At 74.0% G+C, this 22,467-nt stretch carries 21 protein-coding genes; 12 read left to right on the forward strand and 9 right to left on the reverse strand.

What is annotated here, in order from left to right; all coding sequences use genetic code 11:
* Positions 1-31 precede the first annotated feature (31 nt).
* The 6 genes from C3492_RS15230 (at position 32) to C3492_RS15255 (ending at position 9,048) form a co-directional block, all read left to right on the forward strand.
* On the forward strand, positions 32-1,114 hold the full coding sequence (locus C3492_RS15230) for an LLM class flavin-dependent oxidoreductase (RefSeq protein ID WP_103812304.1): 1,083 nt from the start codon (positions 32-34) through the stop codon (positions 1,112-1,114).
* Positions 1,111-2,415, forward strand: a complete 1,305-nt coding sequence (locus C3492_RS15235; RefSeq protein ID WP_103812305.1) for an NtaA/DmoA family FMN-dependent monooxygenase — start codon at positions 1,111-1,113, stop codon at positions 2,413-2,415. Before C3492_RS15230 ends, C3492_RS15235 begins: the two co-directional genes overlap by 4 nt.
* Positions 2,416-2,439: 24 nt before the next feature.
* Positions 2,440-3,237: a DUF1684 domain-containing protein gene (locus tag C3492_RS15240; RefSeq protein ID WP_103812306.1), complete on the forward strand. Its 798-nt coding sequence runs from the start codon at positions 2,440-2,442 to the stop codon at positions 3,235-3,237.
* Between the two features lie 191 nt (positions 3,238-3,428).
* A complete protein-coding gene (locus C3492_RS15245) occupies positions 3,429-4,331 on the forward strand; it encodes a S1 family peptidase (protein ID WP_103812307.1) in 903 nt (300 codons plus the stop codon).
* Positions 4,332-4,531: 200 nt separating this feature from the next.
* The gene (locus C3492_RS15250; protein WP_103812461.1) at positions 4,532-8,053 is read left to right on the forward strand and encodes a DNA polymerase III subunit alpha; all 3,522 of its coding nucleotides are present in this window, start codon (positions 4,532-4,534) and stop codon (positions 8,051-8,053) included.
* On the forward strand, positions 8,050-9,048 hold the full coding sequence (locus tag C3492_RS15255) for a hypothetical protein (protein WP_103812308.1): 999 nt from the start codon (positions 8,050-8,052) through the stop codon (positions 9,046-9,048). Before C3492_RS15250 ends, C3492_RS15255 begins: the two co-directional genes overlap by 4 nt.
* On the opposite strand, the gene C3492_RS15260 is transcribed toward C3492_RS15255, so the two are convergent.
* Positions 9,026-9,400 carry a cupin domain-containing protein gene (locus tag C3492_RS15260; RefSeq protein WP_103812309.1) on the reverse strand — a complete coding sequence of 125 codons (375 nt, stop codon included), beginning with the start codon at positions 9,398-9,400 and terminating at the stop codon, positions 9,026-9,028. The genes C3492_RS15255 and C3492_RS15260 overlap by 23 nt on opposite strands.
* Before the next feature lie 104 nt (positions 9,401-9,504).
* On the opposite strand from C3492_RS15260, the gene C3492_RS15265 reads away from it, so the two are divergent.
* The 3 genes from C3492_RS15265 to C3492_RS15275 all read left to right on the forward strand — a co-directional run bounded on the left by C3492_RS15265 (position 9,505) and on the right by C3492_RS15275 (position 11,732).
* Positions 9,505-9,951: a MarR family winged helix-turn-helix transcriptional regulator gene (locus C3492_RS15265; RefSeq protein ID WP_103812310.1), complete on the forward strand. Its 447-nt coding sequence runs from the start codon at positions 9,505-9,507 to the stop codon at positions 9,949-9,951.
* Between the two features lie 168 nt (positions 9,952-10,119).
* Positions 10,120-10,980 (forward strand): triacylglycerol lipase, encoded by an 861-nt coding sequence (locus C3492_RS15270; RefSeq protein WP_103812311.1) that lies wholly within the window; start codon positions 10,120-10,122, stop codon positions 10,978-10,980.
* A 293-nt stretch (positions 10,981-11,273) separates the two neighbouring features.
* Positions 11,274-11,732 carry a GNAT family N-acetyltransferase gene (locus tag C3492_RS15275; protein ID WP_103812312.1) on the forward strand — a complete coding sequence of 153 codons (459 nt, stop codon included), beginning with the start codon at positions 11,274-11,276 and terminating at the stop codon, positions 11,730-11,732.
* 12 nt (positions 11,733-11,744) lie between these two features.
* On the opposite strand, the gene C3492_RS45795 is transcribed toward C3492_RS15275, so the two are convergent.
* On the reverse strand, positions 11,745-11,879 hold the full coding sequence (locus C3492_RS45795; RefSeq protein WP_014671792.1) for a hypothetical protein: 135 nt from the start codon (positions 11,877-11,879) through the stop codon (positions 11,745-11,747).
* A gap of 138 nt (positions 11,880-12,017) precedes the next feature.
* On the opposite strand from C3492_RS45795, the gene C3492_RS15285 reads away from it, so the two are divergent.
* Complete coding sequence (locus C3492_RS15285; RefSeq protein ID WP_103812313.1) at positions 12,018-12,638, forward strand: bifunctional 2-polyprenyl-6-hydroxyphenol methylase/3-demethylubiquinol 3-O-methyltransferase UbiG; 621 nt, start codon at positions 12,018-12,020, stop codon at positions 12,636-12,638.
* A gap of 22 nt (positions 12,639-12,660) precedes the next feature.
* Here C3492_RS15285 and C3492_RS15290 read toward each other — a convergent pair whose 3' ends face one another.
* Entirely contained in the window at positions 12,661-13,161 is a 501-nt protein-coding gene (locus tag C3492_RS15290) for a DUF402 domain-containing protein (RefSeq protein ID WP_103812314.1), read from the reverse strand.
* Entirely contained in the window at positions 13,142-14,071 is a 930-nt protein-coding gene (locus C3492_RS15295) for a GNAT family N-acetyltransferase (protein WP_103812315.1), read from the reverse strand. The genes C3492_RS15290 and C3492_RS15295 overlap by 20 nt, the downstream gene beginning before the upstream one ends.
* A 71-nt stretch (positions 14,072-14,142) precedes the next feature.
* Between C3492_RS15295 and C3492_RS15300 the strand changes: the two genes are divergently transcribed.
* Positions 14,143-14,514 (forward strand): GntR family transcriptional regulator, encoded by a 372-nt coding sequence (locus C3492_RS15300; RefSeq protein ID WP_014671788.1) that lies wholly within the window; start codon positions 14,143-14,145, stop codon positions 14,512-14,514.
* A 72-nt stretch (positions 14,515-14,586) separates the two neighbouring features.
* Here the strand turns inward: C3492_RS15300 and C3492_RS15305 are convergent, their stop codons facing one another.
* Positions 14,587-15,354 carry a DUF72 domain-containing protein gene (locus C3492_RS15305; protein ID WP_103812316.1) on the reverse strand — a complete coding sequence of 256 codons (768 nt, stop codon included), beginning with the start codon at positions 15,352-15,354 and terminating at the stop codon, positions 14,587-14,589.
* Between the two features lie 15 nt (positions 15,355-15,369).
* Positions 15,370-16,464 carry a DUF5925 domain-containing protein gene (locus C3492_RS15310; protein ID WP_103812317.1) on the reverse strand — a complete coding sequence of 365 codons (1,095 nt, stop codon included), beginning with the start codon at positions 16,462-16,464 and terminating at the stop codon, positions 15,370-15,372.
* Between the two features lie 218 nt (positions 16,465-16,682).
* Here C3492_RS15310 and C3492_RS15315 point away from each other — a divergent pair, with 218 nt between their 5' ends.
* Positions 16,683-17,489, forward strand: a complete 807-nt coding sequence (locus C3492_RS15315) for an SGNH/GDSL hydrolase family protein (protein WP_103812318.1) — start codon at positions 16,683-16,685, stop codon at positions 17,487-17,489.
* A gap of 71 nt (positions 17,490-17,560) precedes the next feature.
* Here C3492_RS15315 and C3492_RS15320 read toward each other — a convergent pair whose 3' ends face one another.
* Genes C3492_RS15320 through C3492_RS15330 form a run of 3 tightly spaced genes read right to left on the reverse strand, consistent with a single transcriptional unit; the run spans position 17,561 to position 22,426 of the window.
* Positions 17,561-19,186 (reverse strand): serine/threonine-protein kinase, encoded by a 1,626-nt coding sequence (locus C3492_RS15320; protein ID WP_103812319.1) that lies wholly within the window; start codon positions 19,184-19,186, stop codon positions 17,561-17,563.
* A 28-nt stretch (positions 19,187-19,214) separates the two neighbouring features.
* Positions 19,215-20,819 carry a nickel transporter gene (locus C3492_RS15325; protein WP_103812320.1) on the reverse strand — a complete coding sequence of 535 codons (1,605 nt, stop codon included), beginning with the start codon at positions 20,817-20,819 and terminating at the stop codon, positions 19,215-19,217.
* Positions 20,820-20,857: 38 nt separating this feature from the next.
* Positions 20,858-22,426, reverse strand: coding sequence for a lipopolysaccharide assembly protein LapB (locus C3492_RS15330; RefSeq protein WP_258055725.1), 1,569 nt, complete (start codon positions 22,424-22,426; stop codon positions 20,858-20,860).
* Positions 22,427-22,467 lie beyond the last annotated feature (41 nt).

Genomic DNA, 22,467 nt, shown 5'->3' on the forward strand with positions numbered 1-22,467 from the left:
GGCGGTGCCCGGGGGCGCGGAGGTGTCCGGTATGAGCAGTCTGCTGCATCTTGCCGCCGCTCTCGATCTGCCCGGGATTCCCGACGCCGGGGCCTACGTCGAGCTGGCCCGGCTCGCCGAGCGCGGGGGGCTGGACTTCGTGACGCTGGACGACTCCTTCGCGCGGCCGGGGCCCGACGCGCTCGGCGTCCTGTGCCGGGTGGCGCCCGCGACCCGGCGGATCGGGCTCGTGCCGACGGTCACCACCACGCACACCGAGCCCTTCCAGGTGCAGGCCGCCGTGGCCACCCTGGACTGGGTCAGCCGGGGACGGGCCGGCTGGCGGATCGACGTGTCCACCACCGAGGGCGAGGCCCGGCTGTTCGGCCGCCGGCACACCGCACCGGCCGAGGCGCTCTGGCAGGAGGCCGGTGAAGTCGCCGACGTGGCCGCCAGGTCGTGGGACAGCTGGGAGGACGGCGCCGAGATCCGGGACGTGGCCACCGGCCGCTTCCTCGACCGGGACCGGCTGCACCGCGTCGACTTCACCGGCACCGCGTTCTCCGTCCGGGGCCCGTCGACCGTGCCCCGGCCGCCGCAGGGCCACCCCGTCCGCGTGGTCGACGCCACCGACGGCCCCGCCCGCGCGGTCGCCGCCCGGTACGCGGACGTGGCCCTGGTGCGCGTCGCCGCCCCCGCACAGGCCGCCGGTGTCCGGGACGAACTGCGGGAGCGGGCACGGGCGGCCGGGCGGAACCCGGACGCGCTGCGGGTCCTGGTGAGCCTGCTGGTGGACCTCGGCGACGGCGAGCACGCGGCCGAGCCGGGACACGGGGGCGGCGGCCCGCGGCCCACCGGGCGGGGCCCGCTGTACCGGGGCGGCCCGGTCGACCTCGCGGAGCTGGTCGCCGTCTGGCACGCCGACGGGGTCACCGACGGCTTCCACCTCGTCCCCGTCGAGCCGCGCCGCGATCTGGAGCGGCTGGTCAACGGCACGGTGGCGTTGCTCCAGCACCGCGGACAGTTCCGCACCTTCTACCCGGGCAGCACCCTGCGCGAGCACCTGGGCCTGACCCGGCCCGCCAACCAGTACGCCGTGCCCGGGGCGACGGCCGCGACCGGGGGTGCGTCATGACCGTACGGCGGCGACTGCATCTGGCGGTCGCGCCCCCGGGGGCCCACGACGCCGAAGGGACCGATCCGGTCGTAGCACCCGGTACCGAAGTATGGGCCGGTGCGCCCGTCGGAACGCGGCTCGCGTTCGCCTCCTTCGAGCGGCTCGCCCGCGCCGCCGAGCGCGGCCTGTTCGACTTCCTCCTGCTCGACGAGGAGCCGCCGCTGCCGGAGCACCGGGGACGGCTGCACGAACTGGACGCGGTGGGCGGCCCGGAACCGGTCGCCGTGCTGAACGCGCTCGCCGGGGTCACCGCGCGGCTCGGGCTCGCCGCCACCGTGAACGCCGTCTTCGGCGAGCCGTACGACCTCGCCCGCAGGCTGGCCACCCTCGACCACCTCAGCGCCGGCCGGGCGGGCTGGCGGGTGGCGGTCCCCGCGGACCCCCGCGCGGCGGCGGACGTCCGCTCCGGCGGCTCGCCCGACCCGTACGGCAGGGCCGCCGAACTCCTCCGCGCGGCGCGCCGGTTGTGGGACTCGTGGAGTCCCGAGGGGGTGCCCCGGCCGTTCGCCCACCGCGGCCGGCACTTCGACATCGCCGGCGAGTTCGGGCTGCCCCGCTCGCCCCAGGGGCGGCCGGTGGTGATCCAGGCGGGGGAGTCCGAGCGGGCCCGGGAGCTCGCCGCCGCCTCGGCCGACGTACTGCTCGTCCGGCACGGCCCGCTGGAGGCGGCCCGCTCCCGTTACGCCGACCTCAAGGGACGCCTCGCGGCACACGGCCGTACCCCGGGTGACCTGAAGGTCATGTGCGGGATCACCGTCGTCCTCGGGGACACCGCGGCGGAGGCGCAGGAACGCGCCGCCGGGATCCGGCGGCAGCGCATCACCCCGCGGTACGCGCTGTACGCGCTGGAGCGGATCTGGGGGACGGACCTGTCCGGGTACGACCCCGACGGACCGCTCCCGGAGACCGCCCCCCGCACCCGGGACGGCCGCACGCGCGCGCTCGCCGAGAAGTGGCGGGCGCTGGCCGGGGAGAAGGGGCTGTCCCTGAGGGAGACGGTGATCGAGGCGAGCGGCCGGCAGTCCTTCGTCGGCACGCCCGGCACGGTCGCCGACGACCTCGACCGGTACGTCCGGGAGGGGGCCGCCGACGGGTTCGTCCTGGTCCCGCAGGTCCCGGCCGACGGACTGGAGGAGTTCGTGGACCGGGTGGTGCCGTTGCTCCAGGAGCGCGGCGCGTTCCGCACGGAATACCGGGGCGGCACACTCCGCTCCCATCTCGGGCTGTCCTCGCCGGTACCTCCGGCAGGGGAACGCTGATCATCGATGAAAGGAACCGACGGCATGACGACGGACGCGTCCGACGCCTGGAAGCAGTGGCACGAGCGGCGCGTGGAGCAGGTCTCGGCGCCCTACGGGCCGCTCGCGCTGACCGCGACGCACTGGATCGAGGACTATCCGGATGGTCGAATTCCGGACATTCCCGGGAAGTGGGTGGCGGACGAGGGCGGGGTGGTGCTCACCGCCGCCGGGACCGACGGCCTGACCGTGGACGGCCGGCCCTTCGCGGGTGAGGTCAGGCTGGCCGCCGACCGCGGTCCGGAGGCGCGGGCGCGGGTCGCGCTCGGCGGGAAGCGGCTGGTCGTGCTGGTGCGCGAGGGCGTCTGGGGAGTGCGGGTGTACGACCCCGGCTCCGCCGCCCGGCAGGCCTTCCGTGGCATCGAGGCCGGGCCCTACGACCCCCGCTGGTCGGTGCCGGGGCGGTTCACGCCGTACGAGGGCACGCGGACCGTCCGGCTCGGCAACGCGGACGGCCGCGAGCGCGGCTTCGACCTCGCCGGGGAGCTCACCTTCACCCTGGCCGGACAGGAGCGGACGCTGAAGGTCGCGCGGCAGGGGGACGGGCTGCTGTGGGCGGTGTTCGCCGACGCCACCAGCGGCGACACGAGCTTCCGGTTCCGCTTCCTCTTCTCGCCGGCCCCGGACGCCGAGGGACGCACGACCGTCGACTTCAACCGCGCCCAGCTCCCGCCGTGCGCCTTCGCCGACCACTTCATCTGCCCCTTCCCGCCCCCCGGCAACACGCTTGACGTGGCGATCGGGGCGGGGGAGCGCCACCTGAGCGGGCCGCGGTCGGCGTAGCCGGCCTCGGCCGGACGTGTGGGACAGGTCCGACGGCCGAAAGGCACCCTTGTGCCGACCGGCCGTTCGGCCGAATACTCCCCTTCAGCGCTTGTCAGGGGCATGCATATTCGAATCCGGTCGACCCTGGCTGCGCCTCACGGGCCCCGACCCCACGCGGGCCCCCGACTTCCCCAGGAGGGAACGAACAAGTGAGGATCAAGCGCACCACTCCCCGTGGCGGTACGGCGAGACGGGTCCGGCTGACCGCCGTGGCCACCGGCTTCCTGGCCGCGGCCGCGTTCGCCGCCCCCACCGCGAACGCCAGCGACGTCCACACGTTCAGCGCCACCCAGCTCACCAAGGCGAGCGACTCGGTCCGCCAGGCCGACATCCCCGGCACCGCCTGGGCGGTGGACAGCAAGTCCGGCCGCGTCGTCGTCACCGTCGACAGCACGGTGTCCCAGGCCGAGATCGCCAAGATCAAGAAGCAGGCCGGCGCCAACGCCGACGCCCTGGTCGTCAAGCACACGCCGGGCAAGTTCAACAAGCTGATCTCCGGCGGCGACGCCATCTACGCGAGCAGCTGGCGCTGCTCGCTGGGCTTCAACGTCCAGGACTCCAGCGGCAACTACTACTTCCTGACCGCCGGGCACTGCACCGACGGCGCGGGCACCTGGTGGTCGAACTCCTCCCACAGCACCACGCTCGGCACCACGGCCGGCTCCAGCTTCCCCGGCAACGACTACGGCATCGTGCGGTACACCAACAGCTCGGTGACCAAGTCCGGTGCCGTGGGCAGCCAGGACATCACCAGCGCGGCCACGCCCTCCGTGGGCACGACCGTCTACCGCCGCGGGTCCACGACCGGTACGCACAGCGGTCGCGTCACCGCGCTCAACGCCACGGTCAACTACGGCGGCGGCGACATCGTCTCCGGCCTGATCCAGACCACCGTCTGCGCCGAGCCCGGCGACTCCGGCGGCCCGCTGTACGGCGGCACCACGGCCTACGGTCTGACCTCGGGCGGCAGCGGTGACTGCACCTCCGGCGGCACGACGTTCTTCCAGCCGGTCACCGAGGCGCTGAGCGCCTACGGGGTGCACGTCTACTGACGGCTCACCTCCGCTGACGGACGACACCGGGAAGCCCCCGCGCGCGCATGCGTACGGGGGCTTCCTGGTGCGTTTGCGCAGGTGAGGGCCGCTCGAACGAGTGTCGTACACATGTTCGGGAATGGAGGTATGGTGGGGGTGGGGAAACTGGGAACTGATGTTCGAGAGCCGTTCGGGGCTCACGAGTGCGGGAGGTGTGCGTGCCGGGCTTCGCGCATCTGCGCACCGTCTCCGGGTTCTCCCTGCGGTACGGGGCGTCCCACCCGGAGCGGCTGGCCGAGCGTGCCTCCGAGCGGGGGATGGACGCCCTCGCCCTGACCGATCGCGACACCCTCGCCGGGGCGGTGCGCTTCGCCAAGGCCTGCGCCGGCGTGGGGGTCCGTCCGCTCTTCGGGGTGGACCTGGCGGTGGCGACGGCGGAGTCCGTACGGCGTGACCGGCGGCGGACGCCGGTGCGCGGAGGCGCCTTCGTGGACGAGTCGGCCCCCCGCGTGACCTTCCTCGCCCGGGACGGCGCCCGTGGGTGGGCCGGTCTGTGCCGGCTCGTCACCGCGGCGCACGCGGGTGAGGGCACTCCGCTGCTGCCCTGGGCCGGCCAGCACGGCGACGGTCTGGTGGTGCTGCTCGGGCCGGGGTCGGACGTGGGGCGCGCGCTCGCCGCCGGGCGGCCCGACCGGGCGGCCGAGCTGCTCGTGCCATGGCGCGAGATCCACGGCGACGCGCTGCGGCTGGAGGCCGTCTGGCACGGCCGGACCGGCACGGGGGACGGTTCCCTGCGGCTGGCGGCCCGCACCGTCGGGTTCGCCGCCGAGCAGGGGGTGCGGCCGGTGCTCAGCAACGCCGTCCGCTATGCCGATCCCGGGACGGGGCCGGTCGCCGATGTGCTGGACGCCGCGCGGCGGCTGGTGCCGATCGACCCCCGGGGGGGGCTGGACTCCGGCGAGGCGTGGCTGAAGGACGCGCAGACCATGCTGGGCGTCGCCGAGCGGGTCGTGGAGGCCGCCGGGTTCCGGCGGGACACCGCCCACCGGCTGCTGGAGCAGACCCTGGCGACGGCCGCCGAGTGCCGCGTCGACCCCGAGGGCGACCTCGGCATCGGCACCGTCCACTTCCCCGAGGCGCACCTCGTCGGTGCCGGCCGGCGCACCGCGCAGCGGGCGCTCGCCTCCCGGGCGGCGGAGGGGATGCTGCGGCTCGGGTACGGCGGGCGGCGCGCGTACTGGGAGCGGATGCACCAGGAGCTGGACATCATCGCCCACCACGGCTTCGCCTCCTACTTCCTGACGGTGGCCCAGGTGGTCGACGACGTCCGGGAGATGGGGATCCGGGTGGCCGCCCGCGGCTCCGGGGCCGGGTCGCTCGTCAACCATCTGCTCGGCATCGCGCACGCCGACCCGGTCGAGCACGGGCTGCTGATGGAACGCTTCCTGTCCAAGGAGCGGGTGGTGCTGCCGGACATCGACATCGACGTGGAGTCCGCGCGCCGGCTGGAGGTCTACCGGGCGATCATCAGCCGGTTCGGCACCGAGCGGGTCGCCACCGTCTCCATGCCGGAGACCTACCGGGTCCGGCACGCGATCCGGGACGTGGGCGCCGCGCTGTCCATGGACCCGGCCGAGATCGACCGGATCGCCAAGTCCTTCCCGCACATCCGGGCGCGCGACGCCCGCGCGGCGCTGGAGGAGTTGCCCGAGCTGAAGCGGCTGGCGAGGGAGCTTCAGCGGGAGGGGGAGAAGTACGGCAGGCTGTGGGAGCTGGTCGAGGCGCTCGACGCGCTTCCGCGCGGGATCGCCATGCACCCGTGCGGGGTGCTGCTGTCGGACGCCTCCCTGCTCGCCCGTACGCCCGTGGTGCCGACCAGCGGTGAGGGCCTGCCCATGTCGCAGTTCGACAAGGAGGACGTGGAGGACCTCGGGCTGCTCAAGCTGGACGTGCTGGGCGTGCGGATGCAGTCGGCGATGGCACACGCGGTCGCCGAGGTGGAGCGGGTGAGCGGGGAGCGGATCGACCTGGACGCGGTGCCCCCGGGGGACCCGGAGACCTACCGGCTGATCCGGTCCACCGAGACCCTGGGGTGCTTCCAGATCGAGTCGCCCGGGCAGCGGGACCTGGTGGGGCGGCTCCAGCCCGCCGGCTTCCACGACCTGGTCGTCGACATCTCGCTGTTCCGGCCCGGCCCGGTCGCCGCCGACATGGTGCGGCCGTTCATCGAGGCGCGGCACGGGCGGGCGCCGGTGCGCTACCCGCACCCGGACCTGGAGGAGCCGCTGAAGGGGACGTACGGGGTCGTCGTCTTCCACGAGCAGATCATCGACATCGTCTCCATCATGACCGGCTGCGGGCGCGGCGAGGCCGACCGGGTGCGGCGGGGGCTGTCCGACCCGGAGTCGCAGGGGCGGATCAGGGTGTGGTTCGCCCAGCAGGCGGCGGCCAAGGGGTACGACGCGGAGACGATCCGGCGGACCTGGGAGATCGTGGAGGCCTTCGGGTCCTACGGCTTCTGCAAGGCGCACGCCGTCGCCTTCGCCGTACCCACCTACCAGTCGGCGTGGCTGAAGGCCCATCACCCCGCCGCCTTCTACGCCGGGCTGCTCACGCACGACCCCGGGATGTACCCGAAGCGGCTGCTGCTGGCCGACGCGCGGCGGCGCGGGGTGCCGATCCTGCCGCTGGACGTGAACGTCTCCGGGGTCGCACACAGGATCGAACTGGTGTCTGAATCACCGGTGGTGTGGGGGCTGCGGCTCGCGCTCTCCGACGTCCACGGCATCAGCGAGGCCGAGGCGAGGCGGATCGCGGACGGGCAGCCGTACTCCTCGCTGGTGGACTTCTGGGAGCGGGCCCGGCCCAGCCGGCCGCTCGCCGGGCGGCTCGCGCAGGTGGGTGCGCTGGACGCCTTCGGCGCCAACCGGCGTGATCTGCAACTGCACCTGACCGAGCTGCACCGTGGCGCCCGGGGCGGTGGCGGTGGCCAACTGCCGCTGGCCGGCGGACGGAAGACCGCGCCGGCCGGGCTGCCGGACCTGACCTCGGCGGAGCGGCTCAGCGCCGAGCTGGGCGTGCTGTCCATGGACGCCTCGCGCAATCTGATGGACGACCACCGGGAGTTCCTGACGGAGCTGGGCGTGGTCTCCGCGCGCCGGCTGCGCGAGGCCCGGCACGGCGAGACCGTGCTGGTCGCGGGCGCCAAGGCGGCCACCCAGACCCCGCCGATCCGCTCCGGCAAGCGGGTCATCTTCTCCACCCTGGACGACGGGACGGGACTGGTGGACCTGGCGTTCTTCGACGACTCGCACGACGCCTGCGCCCACACCGTCTTCCACTCCTGGCTGCTGCTGGTGCGCGGAGTGGTGCAGCGGCGCGGCCCGCGCAGCCTGAGCGTGGTGGGCTCCGCCGCCTGGAACCTCGCCGAACTGGTGGAGGTGCGGCAGGAGGAGGGACTCGACGGGGTCGCGGCCCGGCTGGCCGGACCGTCCGGCGCGGACGGCTCCCCGGCCGGGGACGACGGCGGTGCGCTGCGGGCCCGGCTCGCCGGTTCCGAGGGGCTGCCCGCGCCGGCCGGCTCCGCGGCCCATGACCCGATGGCGGGCCGGACGATCCGCATGCCCACGGGGTACGAGATGCACCCCTGGGCCGACCTGCGGCCCGCAGGTCAGGACGCCGCGCAAGGACCGGCGTCGATACGGAAGTTGTGGCACCAGAGTCCGGGGAGTGCGGGATGACCATTCTCTGCGTACGTTTCCAGCTGCCGCCGGCGTACGAGGCGGCCCTGCCGGAACTGCTCGGGTTGCTGGAGGAGTTCACCCCCGTCGTGGAGGCGCTGCCGCCGGACGGGGCGCTGGCCGATCTGCGCGGCGCCGAGCGGTACTTCGGGCGCAGCGCGGTGGAGCTGGCCTCGGTGATCCGGGTGCGGGCCCTCGCGCGGTACGGCGTCGACTGCGCGATCGGCGCCGGGCCGGGCCCGATGCTGGCCCGCGTGGCGCTGCGTCACGCCCGGCCCGGTGTGACCTGCGCGGTGCCCGAGGACGCGGTCGCCGAGTTCCTCGCCGACAAACCCGTCGCCGCGTTGCCCGGCGTCGGCGCGGCGACCGCCCGCACCCTGGACGAGTACGGCCTGGACACCCTGGGCCGGGTCGCCGCCGCGCCGCTGTCCACGCTCCAGCGGCTGATCGGTGCCAAGGCGGGGCGGGAGCTGCGGGAGAAGGCGAGCGGCATCGACCGCGGCCGGGTCGTCCCGAACGCCGTCTCGCGGTCGCTGGTGACGGAACGGGCCTTCGGGATCGACGAGTTGGACCCCGACCGGCACCGCCGGGCGCTGCTGTCGGCCGCCGAGGAGATCGGCTCCCGGCTGCGCGCGGTGGAGAAGGTCTGCCGCACCCTGACCCTCACCGTGCGCTACGCCGACCGCTCCTCGACCACCCGCAGCCGCACCCTGCGGGAGCCGACCGCGCACTCCGCGGACCTGACCAGGGCGGCCTACGGCATGTACGAGGCGCTCGGCCTGCAACGCGCCCGGGTCCGCGCGCTCGCCCTGCGCGCCGAGGGCCTGACCGCCGCCGGCCAGGCATCCCACCAGCTCACCTTCGACCCCGTGGACGAGAAGGTCCGCCGCGTGGAGGAGGTCGCGGACCGCGCGCGGGCGAAGTTCGGGCCGCGGGCGGTGATGCCGGGGACACTCGCCCTGGCGTGCGCGCTCAGTTGGCCCAGGGCGGCGTGAGACGGGTGCCGTCGGCCAGGTGCGCCTCCAGGCCGATCGAGGTGGTGACCCAGGAGATCGCGGTGTGGCCGGTGGGATTCTCGACGGCCAGGGTGGCACCGGGGCTGACGATCACCGTGTCGCCCGCCGCGATCCGCTCGGTGTGACCGTCGAGCGTCATCAGCAGTTCCCCGACGAGCAGATGGAAGATCTCCTCCCGGTTGACGGTGTGCGCGGGCGCCTTCGTCCCGGGCGGGATCTCACCGCGCCAGGCGCAGAGTTCCTTGCTTCCGGAGAGCGGGGTGGCGTACGAGACGAAGCGGGCGCCGTGGATCTCGTGGGTGACGGCTTCCGAGGAGCGGACGACGGGCATGGCGATGTTCTCCGTCCAGACGAGTTTCGAAGGGCAAGTGGTCAAGCTGCTTGACTATATGGTCAAGCGGCTTGACCGTCCCGTCAAGGGTGTTCAATGCCTGAGTGCACAACTCCGATGCCCTGGCCCTGTCCGCCGCCCTGCTCGCCGTGGCGGGTGACCTCACGCAACGCATCAACGACGGGGTGGTGGCCCGTGGCTTCACGGACGTCCGGCCCGCCCACGGATTCGCCTTCGCGCGGCTCGCCCCGGGCGGCGCCACCGTCACCGACCTGGCCGCGCACCTCGGGGTGACCAAGCAGGCGGCGAGTCAGCTGGTGGACGAGATCGTGCGCAAGGGGTACGCCGAGCGCAGGCCGCATCCCGGGGACGCGCGAGCCCGGCTGGTCGTGCTGACCGAGCGCGGGTGGGCCTGCACCCGGGCGGCGGAACAGGCGGCGGCCGAGGTGGTCGGGGGATGGGCCGAGCTGCTGGGTGAGAGTGAAGTGCGCGTTCTGCGCGACCACTTGGCGCGGATCGCCCCCCAGGGCCCGATCCGTCCGGCCTGGTGACGGCTCGTCAACCTCCAGGTACCTCGCCGGTTATCACTGGAAGTTTTTACTGACGCGTAACTTCACACTTGCACTACTCGCTCGTAACTTGACGAGTGAACAGCATCCCGTGATCCGGATCACAGGGTCAGGCCGTGCACCTCCCGTGAGCCGCAAGGAGATCACACGATGCTGCCCTGGAAACGAGTGCTCAGACCCCTCGCCGCGCTGCTCCTCACCGCCGCCGTCGCCGTCGTACCGGCCGCCACCGCCGGCGCCTCCGACGCCCCCAGCTCCGGCTGGAACGACTACACCTGCAAGCCCTCCGCCGCCCACCCCCGCCCCGTCGTCCTCGTCCACGGCACCCTGGGCAACTCGGTCGACAACTGGCTCGGCCTCGCCCCCTATCTGCAGACCCGCGGATACTGCGTCTACTCCCTCGACTACGGCCAACTGCCCGGCGTCCCCCTCTTCCACGGCCTCGGCCCCATCGACAAGTCGGCCGGACAACTGGCCGCCTTCGTCGACAAGGTGCTCGCCGCCACCGGAGCCGCCGAGGCCGACCTGGTCGGCCACTCCCAGGGCGGCATGATGCCCCGCTACTACCTGAAGTTCCTCGGCGGAGCCGCCAAGGTGAACGCCCTCGTCGGCATCGCCCCCGACAACCACGGCACCGACCTGGACGGCCTCACCCACCTGCTGCCGTACTTCCCCGGCGCCGAGGACCTGCTCAAGGCCACCACCCCCGGCCTCGCCGACCAGATCACCGGCTCCGCCTTCCTCACCAAGCTCAACGCGGGCGGCGACACCGTCCCCGGGGTGCGCTACACGGTCATCGCCACCCGGTACGACGAGGTGGTCACCCCCTGGCGCACCCAGTACCTGAGCGGTTCCGACGTCCACAACGTCCTGCTCCAGGACCTGTGCCCGCTCGACCTCTCCGAGCACCTCGCGATCGGCCTGTTCGACCGGATCGCCTTCCACGAGGTGGCCAACGCGCTCGACCCGGCCCACGCCACCGCCACCACCTGCGCTTCCGCCCTGAGCTGACGTGCGCCGGGGCCCGTCCGGTCTGAGCCGCCGGACGGGCCCCGGAACCCTCACCGGCGGTGACCGCCGCCGTCGGCACGGGTCAGGTCGAGCCCCTCGAACTCCTCGTTGCCCGCGCGTGCGGGCATGCGCGACTCCTCCTGACGGTCCGTGGGGCCCGCTCGGATCCCGTGGGGTGATCCGAAGCTAACCCGGGAAGACCGCGCGACGGCCTGCTCGGAGCGGGCGGGGAGGATCCTTATGGTCCGCTTAAGGAAGCGCTCAGACTGCGCTCAGGTGGATAACGTGCCGACATGATCGACAACGACACGGAACGGATCCGGCCGGCCGTCGCCGACGACGTACCGGCCGTGAGAGCGGTGACGGACGCGGCCTATCACCCCTACATCGCGCGCATCGGTGTGGTGCCCCAGCCCATGGAGGCGGACCACATGGCGGACGTGGCCGCCGGCAAGGTGTTCGTCACCGGCGAGCCCGTCGTCGGGCTGGTGGTGATCGAGGCGTTCGCCGACCACCTCTTCCTGGACAGCATCGCCGTCCACCCCGACGCCCACGGCACGGGCGTCGGACGGCGGCTGCTCCGCTTCGTCGACGCACGCGCGCGTGAACAGGGACTGGACGAGATCAGGCTCTACACGAACGCGATGATGTGGGAGAACCGGAAAATCTATCCGAGGTACGGCTACGAGGTCGTGGCGCGCCGGGTCGACGGCCCTTACGACCGGATCCACTACCGCAAGCGGCTGCGCTGAGACGCCGCCGTGTCAGCCGTCGGGCCACCAGGTGCGGGCGATGTCCTTGCGCACCTCGGGGCGTCCCGCCGGGCGCTCCTCCGCCTCGTCGCGGATCCGGCGGCTGTCCGTCCTCTTCAGGGGCTTCTGCACGGTCGTACGGCGCATGACTGCCTCCTTCAGTGCCCACCGGGTTCCGTGTTGTCACGGAGGTAGACGCTTTCGGCGAGAGTTCCTCATCGGTGCCGGTTTGTCAGTGGCGGCTGTCACGTCCCCACTGTCAGTGGCGTGTGTCACTCTCTGGGAATGACGAGCGAGAACGCGCACAGAGGTGCGGCTGCCCCGGAAGCGGACTGGGATGCACAGGCCGCCTCCTTCGACGACGAGCCGGACCACGGCCTGCGCGACCCCGAAGTGCGCGCGGCCTGGGCGGACCGGCTCCGGACCTGGCTCCCCGGACACCCCGCGGACGTCCTCGACCTCGGCTGCGGCACCGGCAGCCTGTCACTCCTCGCCGTCGAGCAGGGGCACCGGGTGACGGGTGTCGACCGGTCCCCGGCGATGGCCGAGCGGGCCCGGGCCAAGCTCGCCGGGCACCCCGTCACGATCCTGTGCGGGGACGCCGCGGCCCCGCCGGTGGGGGAGCGACACTTCGACGTCGTCCTCGTACGGCATGTGCTGTGGGCGCTGCCGGACCCGGCCGGGGCGCTGCGGCACTGGCGGGAGCTGCTCCGCCCCGGAGGCCGGTTCGTGCTGGTCGAGGGTGTGTGGGGGACTCTCGGCCCGGTCGGGGTACCGGCTGCCCGGCTCACCGCCCTGCTGGAGCCGCTGAGCCGGGACGTGCACCTGGAGCGACTGTCCGGCGACTCCCGGTTGTGGGGCAAGGACGTGGACGACGAGCGCTACGCGGTGGTGGCCACCGTGTGACCCCGGGGTGCCGGGGCGGCGGTCAGGCCAGCAACTCCGCGAACCCGTCGGGGCGGACCGCCAGCGCCTCCAGCGCGTCGAGGGCCGCCACCGCGGCGGACGCGGCCTGCGGGTCCGTCTCCGTGAGGCCGCTCTCGGTGAACTCGTCCTCGTCCAGACGCCGTACGTCCCGCCCGTCCGCGGAGCGCCACAGGTCCAGGTCGAGATCCTCCACGACCAGCTGCGTGCCGGAGCTGACCGCGGGACGCGTGACGTCGCAGTACCAGCCCTTGACCGAGCCGTCCGCCGCGCGGACCTCCTTCACCGAGTACCACCGGTCGCGCCAGTAGTACTCGGTGAACACGTCACCGGGCTCGAACCGCACGAACCCGAAGTCCCGGACCCCCGAGCCCGCCCAGGGCGCGCGTACGGCGATCCGGTTGCCGTCGTCCGCGAGCAGCTCCGCCGGGTAACGGATCTTCGTGCGGCCCGCCTTCACCAGGACGACCTCCAGCCGGGCCGGCTCAGCCGAGTTCGCGGACATAGCGCACCTCCGTCGCGCAGACCTGGTACCCGAGCCACTTGTTGATCGCGATCATGGGGGCGTTGCCGGTGTCGTTGCCCGTGAAGGCCTCGGTGACGCCGGCGGCGCGGGCCCGGTGCAGAGAGTGGATCTTGGCGAGCTTGGCCAGGCCACGGCCGCGGTGGGCGCGGGCGGTGCCGGTCATCGCCGTCGAGTAGCGGCCGTCGCCGTCGGTGTAGGCCACGGTGAAGGCGACCGGACGGCCGTCGGCACAGGCGGCCGTGGTCAGCTCCCGGTTCAGCAGCGGGTGGTGCCAGCTCTGCGCGAGCCAGGCGTCGTAGTCGGTGAACTCGTAGTCCACGTCGCTCGGTTCGTCGAGCACCGTCTCCGCGTCCAGCTCGAACAGCGGCCGGGGGTCGTCCGCGAAGTCGGCGGCCGTGCGCAGTTCGACGCCGGGCGGGATCTCCGGGAGCGGCGGCAGCGTGCCGTCGGCCAGGTCCAGGCGGAGGAAGTGCGCGGTACGGCCCCGCCGGTAGCCGCGTCGCTCGGCGAAGGCCTGGTTGGCCGGCTCGTCCAGGGCCCAGGCGAACAGCTTGGTCGCGCCCACCTCCGCGAGGTACTCCTCGGCGGCCCGCACCAGCAGCCGGCCGGCACCGCGGCGGGTCCGGTCCGGGCGGACGTAGACGTTGAGGGCGCCCTGCCCCGGGTCGGGACTCTCGGGGATGAGATGCACCTGTGCCGTGCCGATGATCTCGCCGTCCTCCTCCGCGACGAGCGGCCGGAACCGGGCGTCCGGGTGCGTGTGGGCCACCGTGTGCCGGACCGAGTCCGGCGTGAACAGGATGTACGGCAGAGCGAGGCGGCGGACACGGGCGAATCCCTCGGCGTCCGCGGGGACGTCGGGGCGCAGGGGGCGCACGAGGACTGTCATGAGGAGGCACCGTACGGGCCGGGAGGGCCGGGTGCCTCTCATTTTCCGGCAGGTGCGGGACAATCGGCCGTGTGAGCCTGAAGATCCGCATCGATGACAGCGCGCCCCCGTACGAGCAGGTGCGGGCGCAGATCTCCGAGCAGGCGCGGTCCGGCGCGCTCCCGGTGGGGTACCGGCTGCCGACCGTGCGGGGGCTGGCCGAGTCCCTGGGGCTCGCGGTGAACACGGTGGCGAAGGCGTACCGGGCGCTGGAGGGCGACGGGGTGATCGAGACGCGGGGGCGCAACGGCACGTTCGTGGCCGCCGCCGGCTCGGCCGCGGTGCGGGAGGCGTCCCTGGCCGCCCAGGCGTACGTCGAGCGGGTACGCCGGCTCGGGCTCGCCGAGGACGAGGCACTGGGGGCCGTGCGCGATGCCCTGCGGGCGGCCTACGGGGAGGGCTGAGGCGGGTCGGGCACCGCCGGCCGCCGCCGTGGCCGGGCGCCGTCGCGGTGGGAACGACGAGCGGGACACGTGTCAGAGTTCCGCCGGCTCCGGTGTTCTCGTCACCCTCAGGCCCGCCCGCCGCGCCGCCCGGGCGAACGTCACCGCGTCCTGGACCGCCGCGCCCCCGGGGTCGTTGTTGAAGTACGCGTACACGTCCTCCGCGTCGGACCAGGTCGTCGCGACACGGTCCACCCAGGTGTCCAGGGAGCGGCGGCCGTAGCGCGGCCAGGGCTGGGCGCGGCCCTGGTGGAAGCGGACGTAGCCCCAGTCGGCGGTGCGCCACAGCGGGGTGACCGGGCGGGCCAGGACGTCCGCCCAGCACAGGGCCGCGCCACGGGACACCAGCACCTTGCGCACCTCGTCCGTCCACCAGGAGTCGTGGCGGGGTTCCACCGCGACCCTCGTACCGGCCGGGAAGCAGGCCAGGCAGGCGTCCAGCAGCGGCGGGTCGGCGCGCAGGGTGGGCGGGAGCTGGAGGAGGACCGGGCCCAGGCGGTCGCCGAGGCCCGCCGCGTGGGTCATGAGCCGGTGCACCGGCTCCTCCGGGTCCTTGAGCCGCTTGATGTGGGTGAGGTACCGGCTGGCCTTGACCGTGACCACGAAGTCCGGCGGGACGCGCCCGCGCCAGGCGGCGAAGGTGTCGTACGACGGCAGCCGGTAGAACGCGTTGTTGATCTCCACGGTCGCGAACAGCCCGGTGTACTCCTCCAGCCACAGCCGCGCCGGCACCCCGGCCGGGTAGACGTGGTCCCGCCAGTCCTTGTACTGCCACCCCGACGTGCCGACGAACAGGGTCATACCCTCATGAAAGCACTACAGGTACAGGCCCGCGTCCGCGCCCTCCCGGGCCCCCGGCACCGAGGTCGGCGCGGTGCCCCGGCGCAGCGCGTACAGCTCGGCGAGGGTCGCGCCCTCCCGGCCGACGCCCTCCTCGGTGCCGAGCCACTTCACCGCCTCCGGGCGGGTCAGCGGGCCGACCTCGATCCGGGCCAGGCAGCGGCCGGGGCGGACCACTGCCGGGTGCAGCCGCTCCAGGTCCTCGTTGGTGGTGACGCCGACCAGGACGTTGCGGCCCTGGCCGAGCAGGCCGTCGGTGAGGTTCAGCAGCCGGGACAGGGCCTGGCCCGCCGTGTGCCGGGCCTCGCCCCGGATCAGCTCGTCGCAGTCCTCCAGCAGCAGCAGACGCCAGCGGCCCTTGCCCGCGCCGTCGTCCTCCCCGATGGCGATGTCCATCAGATAGCCGACGTCGGAGAAGAGGCGCTCCGGGTCCAGGACGCAGTCGACCTGGCACCAGTCGCGCCAGGACCGGGCGAGGGTGCGCAGGGCCGATGTCTTGCCGGTGCCGGGCGGGCCGTGGAGCAGTAGCAGCCGGCCCGCGATGTCCTCCGGGGTCGTCTTCATCAGGCGGTCCATCGCGTCCGCCACCGGCGCCGTGTAGTTGGGCCGGACCTCGTCCCAGGTGCCCGCGGAGATCTGCCGGGTGGTGCGGTGCGGGCCGCGCCTGGGGGAGACGTACCAGAACCCCATCGTCACGTTCTCCGGCTGCGGTTCCGGCTCGTCCGCCGCGCCGTCCGTGGCCTGGCCGAGGATCCGCTCGGCCAGTTCGGCGCTGGTCGCGGTGACCGTGACGTCCGCGCCCCGGTTCCAGCGGGAGACCAGCAGGGTCCAGCCGTCCCCCTCGGCGAGGGTCGCGCTGCGGTCGTCGTCGCGGGCCGTCCGCAGCACCCGGGCGCCCTCCGGCAGCAGGGTCGCGCCCGAGCGCACCCGGTCGATGTTCGCGGCGTGCGAGTACGGCTGCTCGCCCGTCGCGAAGCGGCCGAGGAACAGCGCGTCGACGACGTCGGACGGCGAGTCGGAGTCGTCGACGTGGAGCCGGATCGGCAGAGCGTCGTGTGGGTTGGCAGACATGCCGCCATGATCCGCCACGGATGCACTCCTCGCACGGCATTTCCGTCGCTTGACGCTGACGAGGCGTCAACCGACAGGGACCGCACGGGCAAGAGATGAGCGGTGAACGTCTTGGGTCGATCTCGTTGAGATGACAAAAGTCTTGGCATGGACACTTCCTGTCAACACGCGTAGCTGGTACCACAGTTGAGGCAGAGATCCTGCTAAAGGGAGGTTCCATGAGACGTTCCCGACTTACCGGATTCGTGACCTCGCTCCTCCTCGCCGCCGGCCTCGGTCTCACCGGGGCCGCTTCGGCGCAGGCGTCCTCGACCGCCGCGACCGGCGGCTACGTCGCGCTCGGTGACTCCTACTCCTCCGGGGTGGGCGCCGGCAGCTACATCAGCTCAAGCGGCGACTGCGACCGCAGCACCAAGGCCTACCCCTACCTGTGGAACGCCGCCCACAGCCCCTCCTCGTTCGCCTTCAACGCCTGCTCCGGCGCGAAGACGGACGACGTGCTCGCCAACCAGCTCGGCTCGCTGAACTCCTCGACCTCCTTGGTGTCCATCACCATCGGCGGCAACGACGCCGGTTTCGCCGACGTGATGACCACCTGTGTGACCAGCTCGGACAGCACGTGCCTGTCCCGCATCAACACCGCCAGGGCGTACGTCGCCAACACGCTCCCCGGCAAGCTGGACACCGTCTACAACGCGATCAGCGCCAAAGCCCCGTCCGCCCGGGTGGTCGTCATCGGCTATCCCCGCTTCTACCTGCTCGGCCAGACCTGCCTCGGCCTCTCCGAGACCAAGCGGTCCGCGATCAACGACGCCGCCGACTACATGGACAACACCATCAAGGCCCGCGCCACCGCCCACAACTTCGTCTTCGGCGACGTCCGCACCACGTTCTCCGGCCACGAGATCTGCTCCGGTGACTCCTGGCTGCACAGCGTCAACTGGCTCAACATAGGCGAGTCGTACCACCCGACCGCGTCCGGCCAGTCCGGCGGCTACCTGCCGGTGCTGAACAACGCGGCATGACCCGTTCGGCTCACCCGGCAGGGTGACGTGCTCAGGTGACGTGCTCAGGTGACGTGCTCAGGGTGACGTTCTCAGGGTGAGGCCGAAGGTGAGGCGGAGGTCCCGGACGACGGGGTCTCCGCCGCCGTCGTACACGTCACCGAGAACGGCACCGAGTTCGACGTCGCCCGCACCGGACGGCGCACCTCGACGCCCATCTCGTTCCCGGCCGTCCCGCCCCCGGCGTCCGCCGTCACCGTCACCCGCTGCTGCCGCGTACGCGCACCGCCCGCCGGGAACGACAGCGTCTTCCACCCCGGGTCCGACACCGATCCGTGCGCCGGCACCCACCGGTACTCCACTCGGGCGGGCAACCGGCCCACCGTGAACTCCGCCGTGAACGCGGGCGCCTGCGCGGCAGGTGGCGGACAGGTCCCGGAGTACTCCGTGTGCGCACCGGTGAGGGTGACGCGCACCGACTGGGCCGGCCCGCTGCTCGCCGACGCGCTGCTCCGTGAGGGCGAGGGAGTCCTGGTGCCCGTGTCCGTGCTGCCGCCCGGCGTGGGGGAGTGCGCAGGGCCGCTGGTCCGGCCGGTGCTCGCGCTGTCGGTCCCGTGTCCGCCCCCGTCGTCGCGATCCAGCAGCGCGTACGTCAGCCCCGCCAGCGCCAGGACGACCGCGAGCACACCCGCCACCAGCACGACGCCGGCCCGGCGGTCCCGCTCCGGCCGCCGGTCCGGCCCGGCGGCGGCCGTGGTGCCCGGATCCGGGTAGCCGGTGGGCAGCGGCGGGGTCCGGGACGGCTCCGGGGGCGGGGCGGTCGCCACCGGCGCGTACGGCGGCACACCGGGCGCGGTGTCCGCCGGCACCGACCCGCCCGCCGCGACCAGCCGCAGCTCCCGCCCCGCCTGTTCGGCCGGCAGCCGCTCGGCCGGGTCCTTGCGCAGCAGCCCCTCGACGACGGGCGCGAGCGGCCCGGCCCACCGCGGCGGTGGCAACTCCTCGTCCACGACGGCGCGCAGCGTGCTGAGCGGGGTGTCCTGCCGGAACGGGGAGGCGCCCTCGACGGCCGCGTACAGCAGCACCCCCAGCGACCACAGATCGGACTCGGGACCCGGAGTCCGCCCCAAGGCCCGCTCCGGCGCCAGGTATTCGGGCGAACCGATCACCTCACCGGTCATGGTCAGCGCGGAACTGCCCTCCACCGTGGCGATCCCGAAGTCGGTCAGCACCACCCGTCCGTCGTTCGCCAGCAGCACGTTGGCCGGTTTCACGTCCCGGTGGAGCACCCCGGCGGCGTGCGCGGCGCGCAGCGCGGACAGCACCTCGGCGCCGATGTGCGCGGCCCGCCGCGGTGGCAGCGGACCCTCCGCCTCCAACTGGTCGGCGAGGGACAGCCCGCGCACCAGCTCCATCACGATCCACGGCCGGCCGCCCTCCAGTGCCACGTCGTACACCGTGACCACGTTGCGGTTCGCGACCCGGGCCGCCGCCCACGCCTCGCGCTCCAGGCGCGCGTACAACCGCTCGACCTCGTCGCCGGGCAGCCCGGCCGGTGCCCGCACCTCCTTGACGGCCACCTCGCGGTGCAGCACCTCGTCCCGGGCGCGCCACACGGTCCCCATGCCGCCCTCGCCCAACGGGGACAGCAGACGGTAGCGGCCCGCGATCACACGTTCCGGGCCCGGCTCCTCGGACACGGGCGCCCCCCAAGGCATCTCGTGCGAATCCTCCCCAAAAGGTAGCTCAGCCCAGCGCGGATGCGGCCCCCCTGAGCACCAGTCCCATGCCCAGCGCGAGCACGACCAGGGCCGACCCGAGCGGCAGGGCCCGGCGGACCAGGACGGCCACCGGATGGGCGCTCCAGCGCGGGCGCCGCTCCAGCACCCGCACCGCCCCCGCCCCCAGCCGTACGACGGCGAACCCGGCGGTGGTGAGGGTCAGCGCGAGACCTGCTCCGTACGCCACGACGAGCAGCAGCCCGAACCAGGCCTTGCCGAGCGCGGCGGCACCGACCAGCACGACCACGGCGGACGGGCTGGGCACCAGCCCACCGGCGAACCCGAGCAGGATCGTGCCGCGGAGTGTGGGCGCGGTCGGGTGGGTGTGGGTGAGGCCGCCATGGGTGTGCGTGTGCCCGCCATGGCTGTGCCCGTCGTGGGTGTGCGTGTGGTCACCGTCGCTGTGCGGGTGGGGGTGTGCGTGGTCCCCATGGGTGTGTTCCACACTGTCGTGGTGGTGATGGTGGGGGGCGGCACTGTGTCCGCCGCCCACAGTCGCCAGTTCCCGCTGTTCCACCGGTTCCTGGACCGCGACGGTCGCCCGCACACGGTCGCGCCAGGCACGGCGGACGAGGGTGACGCCCGCCGCCAGCACCAGGACGCCGCCGGCGAGACCCAGCCAGGAGATCACCGCCGGTGTGGCCGCCGAACCGGCCGTGACCAGGAGGCCCAGGGCGACCACACCGAGGGTGTGGGTCACGGTGACCGAGGCGGCCATCGGCAGCACGTCCCGTGGCCGCGCCCGGCCCCCGCGCGCCGCAGCCGTCGCGGCCATCAGGGTCTTGCCGTGGCCCGGCGCGAGCGCGTGCAGCGCGCCCAGGGCGACGGCGATGAGCAGGGCCAGACCGGCGAAGCCGACGGTGAGGTCCTGCCGGGCCACGAGGTCCTCCAGGGCCCGGGTCCAGCGGTCGGCCCCCCGGGGGAGCACACCGGCGCCCGGGGCCGCCTGCCGCTCCGTGTCCGCCGCGAGCGCCGGGCCACCGGGACGCACCCGCAGCGAGGCGGTCCCGGTGTCGGCGGGGGAGGACAGCAGGTCCTGGGGGTAGGCGGTCAGTTCCCGGGACACCGACTCCGTCGGCACGTCGGTGGCGGTGAGCGTCATGCGGTCGCCCCGCGCCGTGATCTCCCGCCAGCCGGGCCCGCCGGCGGCACCCGCGCCCCGGAAGTCGAGGGTGACCGTGCTCGCGCGGGGCAGCGGGGCGGTCAGCCGGCACTCCACGCGCAGGGTGTCGAGGCCGGCCTGGCCGGGACGCGTGCGCGCGCTGCCGCGGACGGCCGTGAGGGCGGTCGGGCGCCCGTCGACCCGGAGGGCGCTGCCGGCGGCGGCCCGTGCGCACCGCTGCCGGGCCCAGGCGCCCAGCCCCAGCCGCTCGATGTCGGCCTTGGCCTGGGTCGCCGGGATCTCGGCGAGGTCCTCCACATGGTCGACGCGGAGCTGTCCGGGAGCGGCGACCAGGCCGTCGTAGCGATTGACGGTGAAGTTGCCGAGGGGGTGCGCGTTCGCGGTGCCGGCCGGGAGGAGGGCCAGGCCGCACACGGCGATCAGCACGCACAGCAGACGCGGTGTCACCCGGCGCGGACGCGTTTTTGACGGGCGTGGACGCGGTGTCACTCGGCTCCCTCCAGCGCCTCGCGGGCCCGCGCCGCACCCAGCGGGGAGAAGCCGGGGTTCAGTTCCAGGGCCGAGGCGAGCCAGGCGCGGCCGGCCGCCCGGTGGCCGGTGGCCAGCTCGATCGCGCCCCGGTGGTAGCGGAAGGCGGCGCTGCGGTAGCCGGTGGCGGTGGCCCGGCGGGCGTAGGGCAGGGCCTCGGCGTCGCGGCCGCTCACGTGCAGCGCCCAGGCGAGGGCGTCGGCGGTGTGCACGGTGTGCCGGCGGGCCCATTCGGCGCGGGCCGCGCGCAGGGCGGCCCGCTTGTCGCCGTGGTCGGCGGCGGCCAGCGCGGTGTCCAGGTCGGCGTTGACGCCGTTGGCGCGGGCCAGCGCGGTCCAGGCGTCGACCAGGGCGTACTGCCGCCGGGCCCGCGCCCGGTCGCCGGCCGCGCCGCGCGCCTCGTACAGCTCGCCGAGTTCGACCAGCGGACCGGGCAGCGGGGAGCGGGCGACCACCGTCTCCATGTCCGTGATCGCCCCGGCGCGGTCACCGCTCGCCGCCCGTGCGCGGGCCCGGCCCTCCAGCGCCGGCAGGTAGCCGTCGTCGGCGGCCAGGGCACGCGCGTAGTGAGTGAGCGCCGCCTTGTGGTCCCCCTGGTTCCAGGCGAGTTGGCCGAGCTGTGTGGCCACGTACGCGGTGTCGCCCGGCGAACCGGCGGCGGACAGCGCCTGCTCCAGAACCCGGCGTGCCGTGGTCACGTCCCCGCGCAGCTCGTGCACGTACGCGTACCGGGTGAAGACGGGTACGCCCGGCTTGCGCGCGTCGGCGGTCCTCGCGGCCTCGGCGGCGTCGTCGTACCGGCCGAGCTCGACCAGGGCGTCGATCCGGGAGGACAGCGCGCGCTCGCTGTACGGGTTCCGGCGCAGGGCCGCGTCCGCGAACGCCAGGGCGTCCTTGAAGTCGTGCCGGGCGGCGGCGAGGGCGGCGCGGCCGGCCAGGGCCTGGTCGCCGTCCGGCGCCAGCGACTGGGACCGCCGCAGCGCCTGTTCCGCCCGTGGGTACCGGGACGGGTCGCCCTTGGTCCGCGCCTGCTCGACGTAGGCCAGACCGAGGGTGGCCCAGGCGCCGGCGTCCTTCGGCTGGGACCGCAGATGCGCCTGGAGCGCGGTGACGCTCGCGTCCAGATCGCCCCCGCCGAGGACACCCGGGTCGACGGCGCCGACGGATACCGGCGCGGACGCCGGCACCCGGTCCGCACCGAGCGCGATCGCACCACCGGTCAGCGCCACCGCCAACAGGGCCGCGCTCAGCGTCGGTCGAGCCCGCCCCCGCCACAGCCGCCCGAGAGCGCCGACCCGTCGCACGGCGGCGACCCGGTCGTCGCCGCCGCACGAGGAGGTCGCCCCGGAGGGTGTGGCCGCCGCAGTGCTGGAGGGCGTGGGCGCCGGTGCGGACGGTGCCGGCGACTCGTCCTCGGCCGGACCCGTGCTCGACCCGTCCTCCTCGTCACCCACCACCCTCTGCCCGTCCTCCGGCTCCGCCACCCTCTGCCCGTCCTGCTCGTCGTCGTGCCCGCGCGGGCCCATGCCTTCTCCTCCGTCGGTCGTATGGGAGGCGCGGCCCGCCG

Source organism: Streptomyces sp. Ru62 (genome assembly GCF_002920615.1).
Taxonomy (GTDB): Bacteria; Actinomycetota; Actinomycetes; order Streptomycetales; family Streptomycetaceae; genus Streptomyces.